General features: G+C 71.5%; 14 protein-coding genes and 1 tRNA gene. 10 read left to right on the plus strand and 5 right to left on the minus strand.

What is annotated here, in order from left to right; genetic code table 11:
* Positions 1–13: 13 nt before the first annotated feature.
* Genes KBY90_RS04915 through secA form a run of 4 tightly spaced genes read left to right on the plus strand, consistent with a single transcriptional unit; the run spans position 14 to position 6,774 of the window.
* Complete coding sequence (locus tag KBY90_RS04915) at positions 14–922, plus strand: NAD-dependent epimerase/dehydratase family protein (protein WP_254967353.1); 909 nt, start codon at positions 14–16, stop codon at positions 920–922.
* Positions 923–931: 9 nt separating this feature from the next.
* The gene (locus KBY90_RS04920; protein WP_254967354.1) at positions 932–1,924 is read left to right on the plus strand and encodes a glycosyltransferase family 4 protein; all 993 of its coding nucleotides are present in this window, start codon (positions 932–934) and stop codon (positions 1,922–1,924) included.
* Positions 1,915–3,873 carry a nucleoside-diphosphate sugar epimerase/dehydratase gene (locus KBY90_RS04925; RefSeq protein WP_315858708.1) on the plus strand — a complete coding sequence of 653 codons (1,959 nt, stop codon included), beginning with the start codon at positions 1,915–1,917 and terminating at the stop codon, positions 3,871–3,873. Before KBY90_RS04920 ends, KBY90_RS04925 begins: the two co-directional genes overlap by 10 nt.
* 33 nt (positions 3,874–3,906) lie before the next feature.
* Positions 3,907–6,774: a preprotein translocase subunit SecA gene (gene secA / locus KBY90_RS04930; protein ID WP_254967355.1), complete on the plus strand. Its 2,868-nt coding sequence runs from the start codon at positions 3,907–3,909 to the stop codon at positions 6,772–6,774.
* Positions 6,775–6,802: 28 nt separating this feature from the next.
* Here secA and cysE read toward each other — a convergent pair whose 3' ends face one another.
* Complete coding sequence (gene cysE, locus KBY90_RS04935; RefSeq protein ID WP_396122538.1) at positions 6,803–7,552, minus strand: serine O-acetyltransferase; 750 nt, start codon at positions 7,550–7,552, stop codon at positions 6,803–6,805.
* Between the two features lie 109 nt (positions 7,553–7,661).
* Here cysE and KBY90_RS04940 point away from each other — a divergent pair.
* Positions 7,662–7,733, plus strand: a tRNA-Gly gene (locus KBY90_RS04940).
* A gap of 37 nt (positions 7,734–7,770) precedes the next feature.
* On the opposite strand, the gene KBY90_RS04945 is transcribed toward KBY90_RS04940, so the two are convergent.
* Positions 7,771–8,760, minus strand: coding sequence for a GntR family transcriptional regulator (locus KBY90_RS04945; RefSeq protein WP_254967357.1), 990 nt, complete (start codon positions 8,758–8,760; stop codon positions 7,771–7,773).
* Positions 8,761–8,921: 161 nt separating this feature from the next.
* On the opposite strand from KBY90_RS04945, the gene KBY90_RS04950 reads away from it, so the two are divergent.
* Positions 8,922–9,689 (plus strand): dienelactone hydrolase family protein, encoded by a 768-nt coding sequence (locus KBY90_RS04950; protein ID WP_254967358.1) that lies wholly within the window; start codon positions 8,922–8,924, stop codon positions 9,687–9,689.
* Positions 9,690–9,698: 9 nt separating this feature from the next.
* Here the strand turns inward: KBY90_RS04950 and infC are convergent, their stop codons facing one another.
* The gene (gene infC / locus KBY90_RS04955) at positions 9,699–10,355 is read right to left on the minus strand and encodes a translation initiation factor IF-3 (RefSeq protein ID WP_254967359.1); all 657 of its coding nucleotides are present in this window, start codon (positions 10,353–10,355) and stop codon (positions 9,699–9,701) included.
* Positions 10,356–10,394: 39 nt separating this feature from the next.
* Positions 10,395–11,315, minus strand: coding sequence for a tRNA (adenosine(37)-N6)-dimethylallyltransferase MiaA (gene miaA / locus KBY90_RS04960; RefSeq protein ID WP_254967360.1), 921 nt, complete (start codon positions 11,313–11,315; stop codon positions 10,395–10,397).
* A 186-nt stretch (positions 11,316–11,501) separates the two neighbouring features.
* Between miaA and gyrB the strand changes: the two genes are divergently transcribed.
* Positions 11,502–13,469 (plus strand): DNA topoisomerase (ATP-hydrolyzing) subunit B, encoded by a 1,968-nt coding sequence (gene gyrB, locus KBY90_RS04965; RefSeq protein ID WP_254967361.1) that lies wholly within the window; start codon positions 11,502–11,504, stop codon positions 13,467–13,469.
* Positions 13,469–13,804: an SH3 domain-containing protein gene (locus tag KBY90_RS04970; RefSeq protein ID WP_254967362.1), complete on the plus strand. Its 336-nt coding sequence runs from the start codon at positions 13,469–13,471 to the stop codon at positions 13,802–13,804. Before gyrB ends, KBY90_RS04970 begins: the two co-directional genes overlap by 1 nt.
* A gap of 7 nt (positions 13,805–13,811) precedes the next feature.
* On the opposite strand, the gene KBY90_RS04975 is transcribed toward KBY90_RS04970, so the two are convergent.
* The gene (locus tag KBY90_RS04975) at positions 13,812–14,291 is read right to left on the minus strand and encodes a glutathione peroxidase (RefSeq protein ID WP_254967363.1); all 480 of its coding nucleotides are present in this window, start codon (positions 14,289–14,291) and stop codon (positions 13,812–13,814) included.
* Positions 14,292–14,389: 98 nt separating this feature from the next.
* Here KBY90_RS04975 and mgtE point away from each other — a divergent pair, with 98 nt between their 5' ends.
* Positions 14,390–15,826 (plus strand): magnesium transporter, encoded by a 1,437-nt coding sequence (mgtE, locus tag KBY90_RS04980; RefSeq protein ID WP_254967364.1) that lies wholly within the window; start codon positions 14,390–14,392, stop codon positions 15,824–15,826.
* A 131-nt stretch (positions 15,827–15,957) separates the two neighbouring features.
* The coding region (locus KBY90_RS04985) for a sigma-70 factor domain-containing protein (protein ID WP_315858709.1) at positions 15,958–16,389 on the plus strand (432 nt) is incomplete at its 3' end.

The raw sequence follows: 16,389 nt of genomic DNA on the forward strand, positions 1-16,389 counted from the left end.
CCGCCCATCCGCCATGGCCGCCCGCATCGCCATCACCGGGGCCTCCGGTTTTGTGGGCCGGGACCTGGTGGCCGCCCTGGCGCCCCACCACGCCGTGTTCCCGGTGCCCCGTGCTCTGCTGGCCGCCGAGGAGTCGCCAGCCGCCCTGGAGCGCTTCGCGCCCACCCACCTGGTGCACGCCGCCGCCATCGCCCATCGCCGGCCACCGCGCAGCGCCGCCGAGCGCCGGGAGCTGCATGACGTGAACGTGCAGCTGGCCGGTCGCACCGCCGAGCTGGCCGCCCGGCTGGGGGTGGAGCGGCTGCTGTTTCTCAGCTCCATCGGCGTGCACGGCGCCGCCACCGCTCCGGGCGAGGCGATCAGCGAAGCCAGCCCCCTGCGGCCGGCCAACGCCTACGCCCGCTCCAAGCTGGAGGCCGAAGTCCGCGTGCGCACCGCCCTGGAGGGCACCGCCACCGGCTGCACGATCCTGCGGCCGGCGCTCGTCTACGGCCCCGGTGCCCCCGGCAATCTCGCCGCCCTAACCCGCTGGGTGGATGCCGGCCTGCCGCTGCCCCTGGCCGCCGTGGTCAACAGGCGCAGCCTGATCGCCCAGGCCAACCTGGTGCACCTGATCACCACCGCCCTGTTCGCCGAGGCGGCCGCCGGCCGTACCTACGTGGCCGCCGACGCCGAAACCATCGCTACCCCCGAGTTGATCCGCCTGATCGCCCGCGTGCGCGGCCGGCCCTGCCGCCTGTTCCCCCTGCCGCCGCCGCTGCTGGGGGCCGCTGGTCGCCTGCCCCTGCTGGGCCCGAAGCTGCGCCAGCTCAGCGCCAACCTGGTGGTGGACAGCACCCTGGTGCGCCGCGAGCTCGGCTGGCACCACCCCGTGGCCCAGCGCGCTGCCCTCGAGGCCGCCTTCGCTCCCCAGCCCCGCTGACCGCCGCCGATGGCCCCGCTCCTGCTCACCACTGCGGCGGCCCTGCTCAGCTGGGCCCTGCTGGCCCTGCTGCTGCCCCAGCTGCGCCGCCGCCTGCCCGATCAGCCCAACGCCCGCAGTTCCCACCGCCGCATCACCCCCCGCGGCGGCGGCGTGGTGTTCGCCCTGGTGGGCGCCGCCTTCGCCCTGCCCCTGGGCAGCGCCATGCCCGCCCTCTGCCTGCCCCTGGCCGGCGTCGGCCTGCTCGACGACCGCCGCTCCCTGTCCCCCGCCCTGCGCCTGGCCGCCCAGCTGGCCACCGCCCTGGCGCTGCTGGCCGTGAGTCCCCGGGCCCTGGCGTTGGCGGGCGGCGGCAGCGGGGCCGGGCCGGGGCTGCTGCTGGCTGCGCTGCTGGTGCTGGCGGTGGTGGCCCTGATCAACCTCACCAACTTCATGGACGGCCTCGATGGCCTGGTGGCCGGCTGCCTGGCCGTGGCCCTCGCCGCTGCCGCAATGCCCAGCTCCGGAGCCGGCCAGCCCGCGCTCTGGCCCCTGGTGGGTGCCCTGCTCGGCTTCCTCCCCTGGAACTGGAGCCCGGCGCGGCTGTTCATGGGCGATGCCGGCAGCACCTTCCTCGGCGCCGTGTTCGCCGGGGCGCTGCTGCAGTGCCCCGGCTGGCGCGAAGCCCTGGCCCTGCTGCTGGTGGCCACCCCCCTGCTGGCCGACTCCACCCTCTGCCTGCTGCGCCGCCTGCGGGCCGGCCAGCCGGTGTGGCAGGCCCACCGCCTGCACCTCTACCAGCGTCTGCAGCAGGCCGGCTGGAGCCACGCCCGGGTGGCCGGCCTCTACACCGCCGCCACCGCAGCCCTCGCCCTCGCGCGCTTCGTCGGCGGCTGGCCCGCTCTGCTGGCCGCCAACGCCGCCGTGCTGCTGTTCGGGGTGCTGCTCGATCGGCGCGTTGCGGTGCCGTTCGCCGCCCCGCCTACGGTGAGCGCCACGTCGCGGCCGCCGGGGTGGCGCTGAGCTTCCGCTGGCCCTTCATCGGTCGCATCCCCCTGATGCTGCGGCGTCTGCCGCTGCTCCTGGCCGACGTGCTGCTGCTGCCCCTGGCGGTGTGGCTCAGCTTCCTGCTGCGTCTGGCCGAGCCCTGGCCGCCCCAGCTGCAGGCATCGCTCTGGCTGTTCCCCACCGTGCTGGTGATCGGCCTGCCCCTCTATTCCCTCAGCGGCCAGTACCGCGGCCTGGCCCGCTACGTGGGCAGCGCCGCCCTCTACCAGCTCGCCGCCCGCAACGCCCTGCTGGTCCTGCTGGTGGCCTTCGCCGGCCTGCAGCTGCAGCAGCCCGCGCCGCCCCGCAGCAGCTGGGTGCTGCTCTGGATCCTGCTCACCGTGCTCACCGGCGGCGTGCGCTTCGCGCTGCGCGATCTGCTGCTGGGCCAGGCCCAGCCCCAGCCCATCGGCCGCCGCCAGCGGGTGGTGATCTACGGCGCCGGTGCCGCCGGCGCCCAGCTGGCCGCCGCCCTGCGCCTGGGCCAGCGCACCCGCATCGCCGCCTTCCTCGACGACGACCGCGGCCTCTGGCACCGCACCCTCTACGGCGTGCCGGTGCTGCCCCCCGCCCGCCTGCCGCGGTTGCTGCGCGGCCGTCGCGTGGACCAGCTGATCCTCTCCATCCCCTCCCTGGCGCCCCGGGAGCGGCGGCGCCTGCTGGCGGTGCTGCAGGGCTACGGCCTGCCGGTGCTGCAGGTGCCCTCGGTGGAGGAGATCGCCTCCGGCCGCGCCCGCATCGACACCCTGCGCCCGGTGCCGATCGAGGACATCCTCGGCCGCGAGAGCGTGCATCCCGACCCGGCCCTGCTGGCGGCGGCGATCGCCGGCCGCTGCGTGCTCGTGAGCGGCGCCGGCGGCTCGATCGGCGCCGAGCTCTGCCGCCAGATCCTGCGCCTCGGCCCCACCCGGCTGGTGCTGCTGGAGCGCAGCGAATACGCCCTCTACACGATCAGCCAGGAGCTCGAGCACGCCGCCACGACGGCGTCCACCGCCACCGCCACCGCCACCGCCATTGCCGCCCCCGCCAGCGCTGCCCCCTTGCACCTGGTGAGCTGCCTGGGGGATGTGGCCGATCAGCCCTTCGTGGAACGGCTGCTGCGCCGCCACGGCGTGCAGGTGTTCTTTCACGCCGCCGCGTACAAGCACGTGCCCTTGGTGGAGGCCAACGTGGCCGCCGGCCTGGCCAACAACGTGTTCGGCACCCGCAGCGCCCTGGCCGCCGCCCTGGCCTGCGGCCTGGAGCGCTTCACGCTCATCTCCACCGACAAGGCGGTGCGGCCCACCAACGCCATGGGCGCCAGCAAGCGGGTGTGCGAGCTGCTGGTGCAGAACGCCGCTGCCGCCGCCGCCGAGGGCCAGGGCGGCACGATCTGCTCCATGGTGCGCTTCGGCAACGTGCTCGGCTCCTCCGGCTCGGTGGTGCCGCTGTTCCGCCGCCAGATCGCCGCCGGCGGGCCGCTCACGGTCACCCACCCGGAGATCACCCGCTTCTTCATGACCATCCCCGAGGCCGTGCAGCTGGTGCTGCAGGCCAGCGCCATGGCCAGCGGCGGCGAGGTGTTCCTGCTCGACATGGGCGAGCCGGTGCGCATCGCCGATCTCGCCCGCCAGATGATCCAGCTCTCCGGTGCCAGCGTGCGTGACGCCGCCAACCCCGACGGCGACATCGAGATCCACTACACCGGCCTGCGGCCCGGCGAGAAGCTGCACGAGGAGCTGCTGCTCGCCGCCGCCAGCGACCCCACCGCCCATCCCCTGATCCGCCGCGCCCGCGAGGCGGCCCTGCCCCCCGAGCTCCTCTCCGTCCTGCTGGCCGATCTCGAGGCCGCCCTGGCCGGCGGCGATGAGGCCGGCGCCCTGGCGGTGCTGCGCCGGCTCGTGCCCGACTACCGGCCCACCGGTTCAGCCGGGCAGTCTCGGTAGGCTGCCAGCACTGCCCTGGTAGCCGTTCTCACCATGCTCAAGCTCCTGCTGGGTGACCCCAATGCCCGCAAGCTGAAGCGCTACCAGCCGATCGTCTCCGACGTGAACCTGCTGGAGGAGGAGATCGCCCCCCTCTCCGACGACGAGCTGCGCGCGCTCACCGGCGAGTTCCGCCAGAAGCTCCACAAGGTGCGGGAGGGCGGCGGCGACGCCGAGGCGGTGCGGGCCCGCGAGCGCGCCGTGCTCGATGAGCTGCTGCCCCAGGCCTTCGCCGTGGTGCGCGAGGCCGGCAAGCGCGTGCTGGGCATGCGCCACTTCGACGTGCAGCTGATCGGCGGCATGGTGCTGCACGACGGTCAGATCGCCGAGATGAAGACCGGCGAGGGCAAGACCCTTGTGGCCACCCTGCCCAGCTACCTCAACGCCCTCACCGGCCGCGGCGTGCACGTGGTGACGGTGAACGACTACCTGGCCCGCCGCGACGCCGAGTGGATGGGCCAGATCCACCGCTTCCTGGGCCTCTCGGTGGGGCTGATCCAGCAGGACATGACGCCCCCCGAGCGGCGCGCCAACTACGCCTGCGACATCACCTACGCCACCAACAGCGAGCTGGGCTTCGACTACCTGCGCGACAACATGGCCACCGACATCGCCGAGGTGGTGCAGCGCGATTTCCACTACTGCGTGATCGACGAGGTCGACTCGATCCTCATCGACGAGGCCCGCACGCCCCTGATCATCTCCGGCCAGGTGCAGCGGCCCCAGGAGAAGTACCAGCGGGCCGCCGAGGTGGCCGCCCTGCTGGAGCGGGCCGCGGAGATGGGCAAGGACGGCATCGACCCCGAGGGCGACTACGAGGTGGATGAGAAGCAGCGCAGCTGCACCCTCACCGACGAGGGCTATGCCAAGGCCGAGCAGCTGCTGGGGGTGAGCGATCTGTTCGATCCCGCCGACCCCTGGGCCCACTACATCAACAACGCCCTGAAGGCCAAGGAGCTGTTCATCCGCGACGTCAACTACATCGTGCGCGACGACGATGCCGTGATCGTCGATGAGTTCACCGGCCGGGTGATGCCGGGCCGCCGCTGGAGCGATGGCCAGCACCAGGCGATCGAGGCCAAGGAGGGCCTGCCGATCCAGCCCGAAACCCAGACGCTGGCCTCGATCACCTACCAGAACTTCTTCCTCCTCTATCCCCGCCTGGCCGGCATGACCGGCACCGCCAAGACCGAGGAGGTGGAGTTCGAGAAGACCTACAAGCTCGAGGTCACGATCGTGCCCACCAACCGGGCCCGGGCGCGCTCCGACTGGAGCGATCAGGTGTACAAGACCGAAACCGCCAAGTGGCGCGCCGTGGCCAACGAGACCGCCGAGGTGCACGGCGCCGGCCGGCCGGTGCTGGTGGGCACCACCAGCGTGGAGAAGTCGGAGCTGCTCTCCGCCCTGCTGGCCGAGCAGCGGATCCCCCACAACCTGCTCAACGCCAAGCCCGAGAACGTGGAGCGGGAGGCAGAGATCATCGCCCAGGCCGGCCGCGCCGGCGCCGTGACCATCGCCACCAACATGGCCGGCCGCGGCACCGACATCATCCTCGGCGGCAACGCCGACTACATGGCCCGCCTGAAGCTGCGGGAGGTGCTGCTGCCGGTGCTGGTGCGGCCCGAGGATGGCCACCGGCCACCGATCCCCCAGCAGCGCAGCCAGGCCGCCGGCGGTTTCGGCAGCGGCGGCAAGGGCCAGGGTGCCGCGTTCAAGGCCCCCAGCGAGGCCCGCGCCATCGGCGCCCTCTTCCCCTGCGAGCTCAGCCCCGACACCGACCAGGCCCTGGGCGAGCTGGCCCGCGAGCTGGTGAAGGTGTGGGGCGACCGCCAGCTCACGGTGCTGGAACTCGAGGACCGCATCGCCCAGGCCGCCGAGAAGGCCCCCACCGACGATCCCCAGATCCAGCGGCTGCGCGAGCTGAGCGGCCGCGTCAAGGCCGAATACGAGGCCGTGACCCGCACCGAGGAGCAGCAGGTGCGTGAGGCCGGCGGCCTGCACGTGATCGGCACCGAGCGCCACGAATCCCGCCGGGTGGACAACCAGCTGCGCGGCCGCGCGGGTCGTCAGGGCGACCCCGGCTCCACCCGCTTCTTCCTCTCCCTGGAGGACAACCTGCTGCGCATCTTCGGCGGCGACCGCGTCGCCGGGCTGATGAACGCCTTCCGGGTGGAGGAGGACATGCCGATCGAATCGGGCATGCTCACCCGCTCCCTGGAGGGCGCCCAGAAGAAGGTGGAAACCTATTACTACGACATCCGCAAGCAGGTGTTCGAGTACGACGAGGTGATGAACAACCAGCGCAAGGCCGTGTACACCGAGCGGCGGCGGGTGCTGGAGGGCCGGGAGCTCAAGGCCCAGGTGATCGGCTATGGCGAGCGCACCATCGACGACATCGTGGAGGCCTACGTGAATCCCGATCTGCCGCCCGAGGAGTGGGACATGGAGCGGCTGGTGGCCAAGGTGAAGGAGTTCATCTACCTGCTCGAGGACCTCACCCCCGAGCAGGTTCGCGGTCTCTCGATGGAGGAGCTCAAGGCCTTCCTGCAGGAGCAGATGCGCAATGCCTACGACATCAAGGAAGGCCAGATCGAGGCCCAGCGGCCGGGGCTGATGCGCGAGGCCGAGCGCTTCTTCATCCTTCAGCAGATCGACACCCTCTGGCGCGAGCACCTGCAGGCCATGGATGCCCTGCGCGAATCGGTGGGTCTGCGCGGCTACGGCCAGAAGGATCCGCTGATCGAATACAAAAACGAGGGCTACGACATGTTCCTGGAGATGATGACCCAGATGCGCCGCAACGTGATCTACTCGATGTTCATGTTCCAGCCGGCCCCGGCGCCCCAGGGCGCCACCGCCTGAGGCGGGGCCTCGGGCCGAGGGCCGCCGCTCAGTTCGTGGAGCCGGGGTTGTCCCCCAGGAACTCGAGGATCTCCCGGTCGCGCAGGCTCTGGGCCAGGCCGCCGCAGGGCTCCTCCATGGGCCGCCCGGCGGCCAGCTCCCGCAGGCAGGCCTGGGTGCGCGACAGCTCGCTCTCCAGGGCGTCGATGCGCTCCATCAGGTTGCGGATCACCCGCGCCTCGGTGTCCGGCAGGGCCGAGTGGGCCAGGGGATCCACGCGCACGCCGCTCTGGTGCACCACCCGCCCGGGGATGCCCACCACCGTGCAGTCGGGCTCCACGTCGCGCAGCACCACCGAACCGGCGCCGATGCGGGTGTTGGCCCCCACCGTGATCGCCCCCAGCACCTTGGCGCCGGCGCCCACCACCACGTTGTCCTTGAGGGTGGGGTGGCGCTTGCCGTGGGCCTTGCCGGTGCCGCCCAGGGTCACCCCCTGGTAGAGCAGGCACTGATCGCCCACCTCGGCCGTCTCGCCGATCACCACGCCCATGCCGTGGTCGATGAACACCCCGTGGCCGATGCGCGCCCCCGGGTGGATCTCGATGCCGGTGAACAGGCGGCCCAGCTGGCTGAGCAGCCGCGGCAGGATCGGCAGCCGCAGCTGCCAGAGGGCGTGGCTGAAGCGGTGCAGCACCAGGGCGTGCAGCCCCGGGTAGCAGAGCAGGATCTCCAGCGGTCCGCGGGCGGCGGGGTCCCGCTCCTGGATGATCCGCAGGTCGGACCGGATGGCCTTGAACATCCAGGCATCCTGGCTGAGCGCCCGCACGGTTGAGCGGCCCGCGGGGTTTGACCGGGGGGCCCGCCGTCGTGCATGATCGATCGGTCGGCGGCTGGAGGCCCCGGCTTCTGCGGATGTAGCTCAGTGGTAGAGCATCTCCTTGCCAAGGAGAGGGTCGAGAGTTCGAATCTCTTCATCCGCTTGTTCTGATCCCGGCCCCAGCTCAGGCGGCAAGCTTTTCAGGCGGCCAGGAGCCCGATCTCCTTGCGCAGTTCGTCGATGGTGGCGGTGCCCAGGTAGCTCTGGGCGCAGTGCACCACCGGCAGGCGCATCAGGTCTCCCCGGTTCTGGCGCAGGCTCTGCTCCACCAGCGGCAGGCTGGGCCGGTCGCAGAGCACGTGGCTGGCGGCCCGCAGCAGCGCCAGCAGGCGGCTGCCGGTGTCGGGACTGGCGGTCATCACCAGCAGCTCGTTGCCGCGCAGGCTGTGCAGGATCACCTCCGCCGCCCGCAGGATCCCGGGGCTGATGCTCACCAGCCCCACGCAGCTGCCGGAGCGCAGCTCCTTGAGCAGGTCGAGCTCGTGGCGGAAGTCGTTGAGGTCCACCGGCACCGCGCGCACGCCGTGGCGCCGGGCGATCTCCTCCACCGGCTGCAGGAAGTAGCGGCTGGTCACCACCGTGCCGTTGTTGGACTGCTCCAGCACCCCCTCCAGCTCCTCCATCGGCACCACCTCCACCGGCACCGCCAGGTTGGGGGTGAGCTCCTCGGCGATCAGCAGCGAGGCGCCCAGGTCTTCCCGCGGGGTGCTCACCAGCACCCGGGCGCCGCAGCGCAGCCGCCAGTCGATCTCCCGGGTGAGCAGGTCACGGGCCTGCTGCAGGGTGCAGCCGGCATTGAGCAGGCCGTCCACGCTCTGGCGCACCTCCCGGTCGATGTCCGGCAGGTGACGGCTGCGGGGCCCCGGCGCCGGTCGGAGCTGGCGCGGTTTCTGCTGGTCGCGCACGTAGATGCCGGAGCCGGCCATGGCCTCCACCACGCCGTCGGTCTCCAGCTGCCGGTACACCTTGCTGATCGTGTTGCGGTGCAGGCCGGTCTGCATCGCCAGCTGGCGGGTGCTCGGCAACCGGTGCCCCGGCGGGTAGTGCCGGGCGGCGATCGCGAAGCAGATCTGGTTGTACAGCTGGGTCGACGCGGGGATGTCGCTCTCCTGCTGAATGTGGAATCGCACGCCGCTGCGGGCCAGATGGGCTGATCGCCACCATACGGAGCTTCTCCGCCGGGGACAATCCCTGTGTTGGCATACGCGAGTGTGCCGGTTGGGGGACAGTCCGCGACTGCCGGGCCCCGCGCCGGGATTCCAGACTGCCCCGGCAGCCCCCTGTCCGCCCCATGACCACCGGCCTTCCCAGCGGATCCGTGTCCTCCGGCTGGCGGGAGGTGCCGGGCCCCGACGGGCTCCGCCTGCGCTGCTGGTGGGCCCGGCCGGCGCAGCGCCCGGCGCGGGCCGCGGTGCTGGTGCTGCCGGAGGTGTTCGGCCTCAACGCCTGGGTGCGGAGCGTGGCCGGGCGGCTGGCCGCCGAGGGCTATGCGGCCCTGGCCCTGCCGATCTTCGCCCGCACCGCGCCGGATCTGGATGTGGGCTACGACGAGGCCGGCCTGGCCGCGGGCCGGGAGCACCGGGACCGGGTGAGCGCCGGACCGTTTCTCGCCGATGCCAGCGCCGCGATCGCCTGGCTGCGGGCCCAGCCCGGGCTGGACCGGCCGGTGGGCTGCCTGGGGTTCTGCTTCGGCGGCCACCTGGCCATGCTCGCCGCCACCCTGCCGGAGGTGGCCGCCACCTGCGATGTCTACGGAGCCCGCGTGTCCAGCTTCCGCCCCGGGGGAGGCGAGCCCACCCTGGCGGTGGTGCCGGAGATTCCCGGCCACCTGCTCTGCCTGGCCGGTGACAGCGACCCGCTGATGCCCCCTGCCGAGCTCCGCGCCATCGACACCGCCCTGGCGGCGGCGGCGGCCCGCCAGCCCCGGCTCGAGCGCCGGCTGATCGTGGCCCCCGCCGCCGGCCACGGGTTCATGTGCGACGCCCGAGCCGACTTCCGTCCAGAGGCCGCCGCGCTGGGCTGGCAGGCGATCCTGGATCTGTTCGCCCGGCGGCTCTGAGCCGGAGGCTCAGGCCTCGGCCGTCTCCGGTCTGGCGGCCTCGCCCTTGGCCATCTGCGGCACCTTGGCGCGGCTGGTGCTCTTGTTGCCGCCGCCGCTGCTGCTGGCCTTGGCCGCGGGGGCCTTGCGGGGACTCAGAAACATGATCATGTTGCGGCCCTCGCGCTTGGGCGGCTGCTGGATCTCGGCGGCCTCCTCGAGGTCCTTGGCCATGCGCATCAGCAGCACTTCCGCCAGGGCCGTGTGCTGGATCTCCCGGCCGCGGAAGATCACCGTGCACTTCACCTTGTCGCCGGCCTTGAGGAAGCGGGAGGCCTGACCGATGCGCACGTCGTAATCGTGCTGGTCGATCTTGTAGCGCATCTTCACCTCCTTCACCTCGGTCTGATGCGACTTCTTCTTGGCTTCCTTGGCCTTCTTCTCCTGCTCGAACTTGAACTTGCCGTAGTCCATGATCCGGCACACCGGCGGATCGGCCTTCTCGCTCACGAGCACCAGATCCAGCTCGCGCTCGTTGGCCACCTCCAGCGCCTCGGCCCGGGTGATCACGCCGAGTTGTGTGCCGTCGGAGTCCACCACCCGCAACTGGGGATAGTTGATGCGCTCGTTGATGTTGGGCAGCTCCCGCACGGGAGCGCGACGGTCAAAACGGGGACGAGGTGGCATTCAGGTGGTGGCTGAAGTCGGAGGAATGGGTGTCACCCTTCACCCTAGACGCCGCTCGACCTCCCGCAACGCCTGCTCCAGCCGTGTTCCGGTGTCGTCGCCGGTGAGCCAGACCGGGCTGTGCTGACGCCGGAACCAGGTGCGCTGGCGCTTGGCGAACTGGCGGGTGCGCCGGCTGGTGAGGGCCACCGCCGCCTGCCGCTCCAGCTCCCCCGCCAGCAGCCGCCGCGCCTCGCCGTAGCCGATCGTGTCCAGCAGCGGCAGCGCGGCGCCGTAGCGCTCCATCAGCGCCCGCGTCTCCTCCACCAGTCCCGCCGCGTACAGCTCCTGCGTGCGGCTGTCGATGCGCCGGCCCAGATCGGCCGGGTCCAGCCCCAGCTCCAGCACCCGCCAGGGCGGCGGCTCCGCTCCCTGCTGGCTGGAGAGGGGCCGGCCGGTGGCATAGAGCACCTCCAGGGCCCGCTGGGTGCGCACGGCGTCGGCCGGGGCGATGCGGGCGGCGGCCTCCGGGTCGGCGCCGCGCAGCAGCTGGTGGCACACGGGCTGGCCGAGGGCGTCCAGCTGGCGGCGCAGGGCCGGCTGGGGCGGCACCGCCGGCGGCCGCAGGCCCCGGGTGAGGGCCTTGAGATAGAGCCCGCTGCCGCCCGCCAGCAGGGCCATCGGCCCGCGGGCCCCGGGGCGTGCCAGTTCACGGCTGATGGCCGCCTGGGCCAGGGTGCTGAACTCCTGCAGGTTGATCGGCTGATCGGGATCGCGCAGATCCAGCAGCTCGTGGCGGGCGGCCGCCCGCTGGGCCGGCGTCGGCTTGGCGGTGCCCACATCCATGCCCCGGTAGAGCTGGCGCGAGTCCACGTTCAGCACCGCCAGGTCGAGGGCCCGGGCCAGGGCGATGGCCAGGTCGGTCTTGCCGCTGGCCGTCGGGCCCAGCAGCACGATGATCAGGGGTCGCTCGCAGCCCATCCCCCCACCCTGCCAGCCGCGCCGTCGGCTCCGGCCGGCGGTGGTAGATTCCCCTGCGCAGAAGGGATCTGCCCTCGACGACCCTGCCTGCGACCCCCCTTTCCTCCGCCGCCCTGCCTGCCACGGCTTCCAGGTCCATGCCAGGTCTCCGGGGACCCACTCCCGCATGAGCGAAGCCACCTCCGCATGAGCGAAGCCACCAAGGTCGAGAACGCCTACGGAGCGGAACAGATCCAGGTTCTCGAAGGCCTGGAGCCGGTGCGCAAGCGCCCGGGCATGTACATCGGCTCCACCGGACCCCGGGGCCTGCACCACCTCGTCTACGAGGTGGTGGACAACTCGGTGGACGAGGCCCTGGCCGGCCACTGCGACCGGATCCTGGTGGTGCTCCACGAGGACGGCTCCTGCTCGGTCACCGACAACGGCCGCGGCATCCCCACCGACATCCACCCGCGCACCGGCAAGAGCGCCCTGGAGACGGTGCTCACCGTGCTGCACGCCGGCGGCAAGTTCGGCTCCGGCGGCTACAAGGTGTCGGGTGGCCTGCACGGCGTGGGCGTGTCGGTGGTGAACGCCCTCTCCGCCTGGGTGGAGGTGACCGTGCACCGCGCCGCCCAGGTGCACCACCAGCGCTTCGAGCGCGGCCAGCCGATCGGCAGCCTCACCTCCAGCCCCGCACCGGCCGCTGAGGTCGAGCGCACCGGCACGGCCGTGCGCTTCCTGCCCGACCTGCAGATCTTCAGCGGCGGCATCGAGTTCGACTACCAGACGCTGGCCTCACGCCTGCGCGAGCTGGCCTATCTCAACGGCGGCGTGCGCATCGTCTTCCGCGACGAGCGCAGCGCCGCCCGCAGCGAGGCCGGCGCGCCCCACGAGGAAACCTATTTCTACGAGGGCGGCATCAAGGAGTACGTCGCCTACATGAACGCGGAGAAGGATCCGCTGCATCGCGACATCATCTACGTCAACGCCACCCGCGACGGCGTGCAGGTGGAGGCCGCCCTGCAGTGGTGCGTGGATGCCTATTCCGACAGCATCCTGGGCTTCGCCAACAACATCCGCACCGTGGATGGCGGCACCCACATCGAGGGCCTCAAGACGGTGCTCACCCGCACCCTCAACGCCTTCGCCAAGAAGCGCGGCAAGCGCAAGGAGGCCGATGCCAACCTCGCCGGCGAGAACATCCGCGAGGGCCTCACCGCCGTGCTCTCGGTGAAGGTGCCCGAGCCGGAGTTCGAGGGCCAGACCAAGACCAAGCTCGGCAACACCGAGGTGCGCGGCATCGTCGACTCGCTGGTGGGCGAGGCCCTGGGTGAATTCCTGGAATTCAATCCCTCGGTGATCGACCTGATCCTGGAGAAGGCGATCCAGGCCTTCAATGCCGCCGAGGCCGCCCGCCGCGCCCGCGAACTGGTGCGGCGCAAGAGCGTGCTCGAGAGCTCCACCCTGCCCGGCAAGCTCGCCGACTGCTCCTCCCGCGATCCGGCCGAGTCGGAGATCTACATCGTGGAGGGCGATTCGGCCGGCGGCTCCGCCAAGCAGGGCCGCGACCGGCGCTTCCAGGCGATCCTGCCGCTGCGCGGCAAGATCCTCAACATCGAGAAGACCGACGACGCCAAGATCTACAAGAACTCCGAGATCCAGGCGCTGATCACCGCCCTCGGCCTCGGCATCAAGGGGGAGGACTTCGACGCGAAGAACCTCCGCTACCACCGCATCGTGATCATGACCGACGCCGATGTGGACGGCGCCCACATCCGCACCCTGCTGCTCACCTTCTTCTACCGCTATCAGAAGTCTTTGGTGGAAGGGGGCTACATCTACATCGCCTGCCCACCGCTCTACAAGGTGGAGCGCGGCAAGAATCACACCTACTGCTACAACGAAGCCGACCTGAAGAAGACGATCGAGCAGTTCGGTGAAAAGGCCAACTACACGATCCAGCGTTTCAAGGGTCTCGGCGAGATGATGCCCCAGCAGCTCTGGGAAACCACCATGGACCCGGCCACCCGCATGATGAAGCGGGTGGAGATCGATGATGCCCTGGAGGCCGACCGCATCTTCACGATCCTGATGGGTGACAAGGTGGCGCCCCGGCGCGAGTTCATCGAAACCCACAGCGCCGAACTCGACCTGGCCCAGCTGGACATCTGATGGCTGGCCGTGCCGTGCGCGTGACGCCCTCCACCTGGCGTCTGGTGGCGCTGCTGGGGTTTGCCCTGGTGGCACCGGCGGGCCTGCCGGCCGGGGGCGCCGACTGGCGTCTGCCCGAGCTGCGCCGCCGCCAGAGCAGCCGCGAGCCGCTGCTCTCGGTGGTGCCCCAGGCCCTGCGCTGCGCTCCCCGCCACCAGGCCCCGGCGATCACCTGCACCGAGGCCGGCGTGCCCCTGCGCGTGCTGCGGCGCTGGATCCAGCCCGGCGGCGAGCGCTGGCTGCAGGTGGAGGTGCCCGGCCCCGCCGGCGTGCGGCGGGGCTGGCTGGCCGGCTGAGCCGCGTTCAGGCCGCCAGCGCCGCCTCGATCGCCGCCGTGAGCTCGGCGCTGTCGGGTTCCACGGCGCTCTTCCAGCGGCCCAGCACCGTGCCGTCCCTGCCGATCAGGAACTTCTCGAAGTTCCAGGCCACATCCCCGGCGGGCTCGGCCTGGGTGAGCGTGCTGTAGGGCTCGGTCTTGGCGCCGGTGGCGTGCACCTTGTCGAACAGGGGGAAGGCGGCGCCGTAGGTGGTGGAGCAGAACTGCTGGATCTCCGCCAGGGAGCCGGGTTCCTGGCCGCCGAAGTCGTTGCAGGGGAAGCCCAGCACGGTGAAGCCGCGGGAGCCGTAGGTGTCCTGCAGCGTCTGCAGGCCGGCGTACTGGCGGGTGAAGCCGCAGCGGCTGGCCACATTCACGATCAGCAGCACATGACCGGCCCAGTCCCCGAGTCGCCGCTCGGCGCCGGCGGCATCGCGCACCACCACATCAGTCACATTCACGGCCATGGACGGCATCCGGTTGCGGGCGGCGGGACGCTAGCGGCTGCCGGATCCCCCCGCTCCGGCAGCGGCCCATAAACTCCTGGGTGCCGGGGCAGCGGGCGATGGGCGAGGCGAACCGCACGGTCACGACCAGCACGGTCAAAAACAGCACGGCGACGACCAGCGCCGCCAACACCAATGTGGTGGAGGTGGTGGCTTCGCAGCTGGAGGCGCTGCTGGAGGCGGGCAACTACGACGGCGCCAAGCTGCTGCTGCAGCCGGTGCAGGAGGTGGACGCAGCGGAGGCGATCGAGCGCCTGCCGCGGACGCTGCAGGCGCTGGCGTTCCGGCTGCTGCCGAAGGACGAGGCGATCGACATCTACGAGTACCTGCCGGTGGAGGTGCAGCAGACCCTGCTGGAGCGGCTGCGCTCGGGCGAGGTGCTGGAGCTGGTGGAGGAGATGTCGCCGGACGACCGGGCGCGGCTGTTCGACGAACTGCCGGCGAAGGTGGTGCGGCGGCTGCTGGCGGAGCTGAGCCCGGCGGAGCGTCGGGTGACGGCGCAGCTGCTGGGCTACGCGCCGGAGACGGCTGGGCGGTTGATGACGACGGAGTTCATCGACCTGAAGGAGTTTCACAGCGCGGGGCAGGCGCTGGATCTGGTGCGGCGGCGGGCGCGGGACACCGAGACGATCTATTCGCTGTACGTGACCGATGGCTCGCGGCACCTGACGGGGATCCTGTCGCTGCGGGATCTGGTGGTGGCGGATCCGGAGGCGCGCATCGGCGATGTGATGACGCGGGATGTGGTGAGCGTGAGCACCGACACGGACCAGGAGGAGGTGGCGCGGGCGATCCAGCGGTACGACTTTCTGGCGATGCCGGTGGTGGACCGGGAGCAGCGGCTGGTGGGGATCGTGACGGTGGACGACGTGATCGACGTGATCGAGCAGGAGGCGACGCGGGATCTGTACGCGGCGGGGGCGGTGCAGGCGGGCGACGAGGACGACTACTTCCAGACCGGTCTGTTCACCGTGGCCCGGCGGCGGGTGGTGTGGCTGCTGGTGCTCCTGGTGGCGAACTCCGGCACCTCGGCGGTGATCGCCCGCCAGCAGGGTGTGCTCGAGCAGGTGGTGGTGCTGGCGGCCTTCATCCCGCTGCTGATCGGCACCGGCGGCAACGTGGGCGCCCAGAGCTCCACGGTGGTGATCCGCGGCCTCAGCACCCAGCGGATCCAGCAGCTGGGTCTGGCCAAGGCGGTGGGGCGGGAGACCCTGGCCGGGGCGCTGCTGGGGGTGCTGCTGGCCTGCATGGTGCTGCCCTGGGCCTGGCTGATGGGGGGCAGCTGGGCGGTGGCGCTGGCGGTGAGCCTGAGCCTGATGGCGATCAGCGTGCTGGCGGCCCTGGCCGGGGCTTCACTGCCGCTGCTGTTCAACCGCCTGGGGCTGGATCCGGCGCTGATGTCGGCACCGTTCATCACCACGGCGGTGGACGTGGCCGGGGTGTTCATCTACCTCTCCACCGCAGGCTGGCTGCTGCGGGCCAAGCTGGCGATCTGACCCTGCCCGCGACCCTGCCCACCCTGGCCTGACGTGGCCCGCCTGGCCCCCGCACGGCCGGATGGGTCCTCAGATGAGAAGACGTTCACACTTCTTCAGGTTAGGCTTTACGGAACTACAAGACCAGCGCCATGGCCACAGCACTGGCTTCCGTCCAGGCCCCGGAGACCCCGGCCCTGTCCATCCGCCCCGCCCGCAGCCAGCCCGCCGCCGATGGCGACCTGGTGCGCAGCTACCTGCGGGACATCGGCCGGGTGCCGCTGCTGACGCACGAGCAGGAGATCACGCTGGGGCGTCAGGTGCAGGAGCTGATGGCGCTGGAGGAGCTGGAGCAGGAGCTGACGCTGCGCGCCGGCGGCAGCAGGCCGAGCCAGGCGGAGCTGGCGGCGGCGGCGGGCCTGAGCGCGCCGCTGCTGAAGAAGCGTCTGCAGGCGGGCCGGCGTGCGAAGGAGCGGATGGTGGCGGCGAACCTGCGGCTGGTGGTGAGCGTGGCGAAGAAGTACACCAAGCGGAACATGGAGCTGCTGGACCTGATCCAGGAGGGAACGATCGGGCTGGTGCGG

The organism is Cyanobium sp. CH-040 (assembly GCF_024346135.1).
Taxonomy (GTDB): Bacteria; Cyanobacteriota; Cyanobacteriia; order PCC-6307; family Cyanobiaceae; genus NIES-981.

What these genes read in the sequence shown, in the direction of transcription:
- gyrB (WP_254967361.1), top strand. Translation starts at nt 11,502, where the DNA reads ATGAGCGAAGCCACCAAGGTCGAGAACGCCTACGGAGCGGAACAGATC.
- KBY90_RS04950 (WP_254967358.1), top strand. Translation starts at nt 8,922, where the DNA reads ATGACCACCGGCCTTCCCAGCGGATCCGTGTCCTCCGGCTGGCGGGAG.
- secA (WP_254967355.1), top strand. Translation starts at nt 3,907, where the DNA reads ATGCTCAAGCTCCTGCTGGGTGACCCCAATGCCCGCAAGCTGAAGCGC.
- KBY90_RS04970 (WP_254967362.1), top strand. Translation starts at nt 13,469, where the DNA reads ATGGCTGGCCGTGCCGTGCGCGTGACGCCCTCCACCTGGCGTCTGGTG.
- mgtE (WP_254967364.1), top strand. Translation starts at nt 14,390, where the DNA reads ATGGGCGAGGCGAACCGCACGGTCACGACCAGCACGGTCAAAAACAGC.
- miaA (WP_254967360.1), bottom strand. Translation starts at nt 11,315, where the DNA reads ATGGGCTGCGAGCGACCCCTGATCATCGTGCTGCTGGGCCCGACGGCC.
- infC (WP_254967359.1), bottom strand. Translation starts at nt 10,355, where the DNA reads ATGCCACCTCGTCCCCGTTTTGACCGTCGCGCTCCCGTGCGGGAGCTG.
- KBY90_RS04915 (WP_254967353.1), top strand. Translation starts at nt 14, where the DNA reads ATGGCCGCCCGCATCGCCATCACCGGGGCCTCCGGTTTTGTGGGCCGG.
- cysE (WP_396122538.1), bottom strand. Translation starts at nt 7,552, where the DNA reads ATGTTCAAGGCCATCCGGTCCGACCTGCGGATCATCCAGGAGCGGGAC.
- KBY90_RS04975 (WP_254967363.1), bottom strand. Translation starts at nt 14,291, where the DNA reads ATGGCCGTGAATGTGACTGATGTGGTGGTGCGCGATGCCGCCGGCGCC.
- KBY90_RS04920 (WP_254967354.1), top strand. Translation starts at nt 932, where the DNA reads ATGGCCCCGCTCCTGCTCACCACTGCGGCGGCCCTGCTCAGCTGGGCC.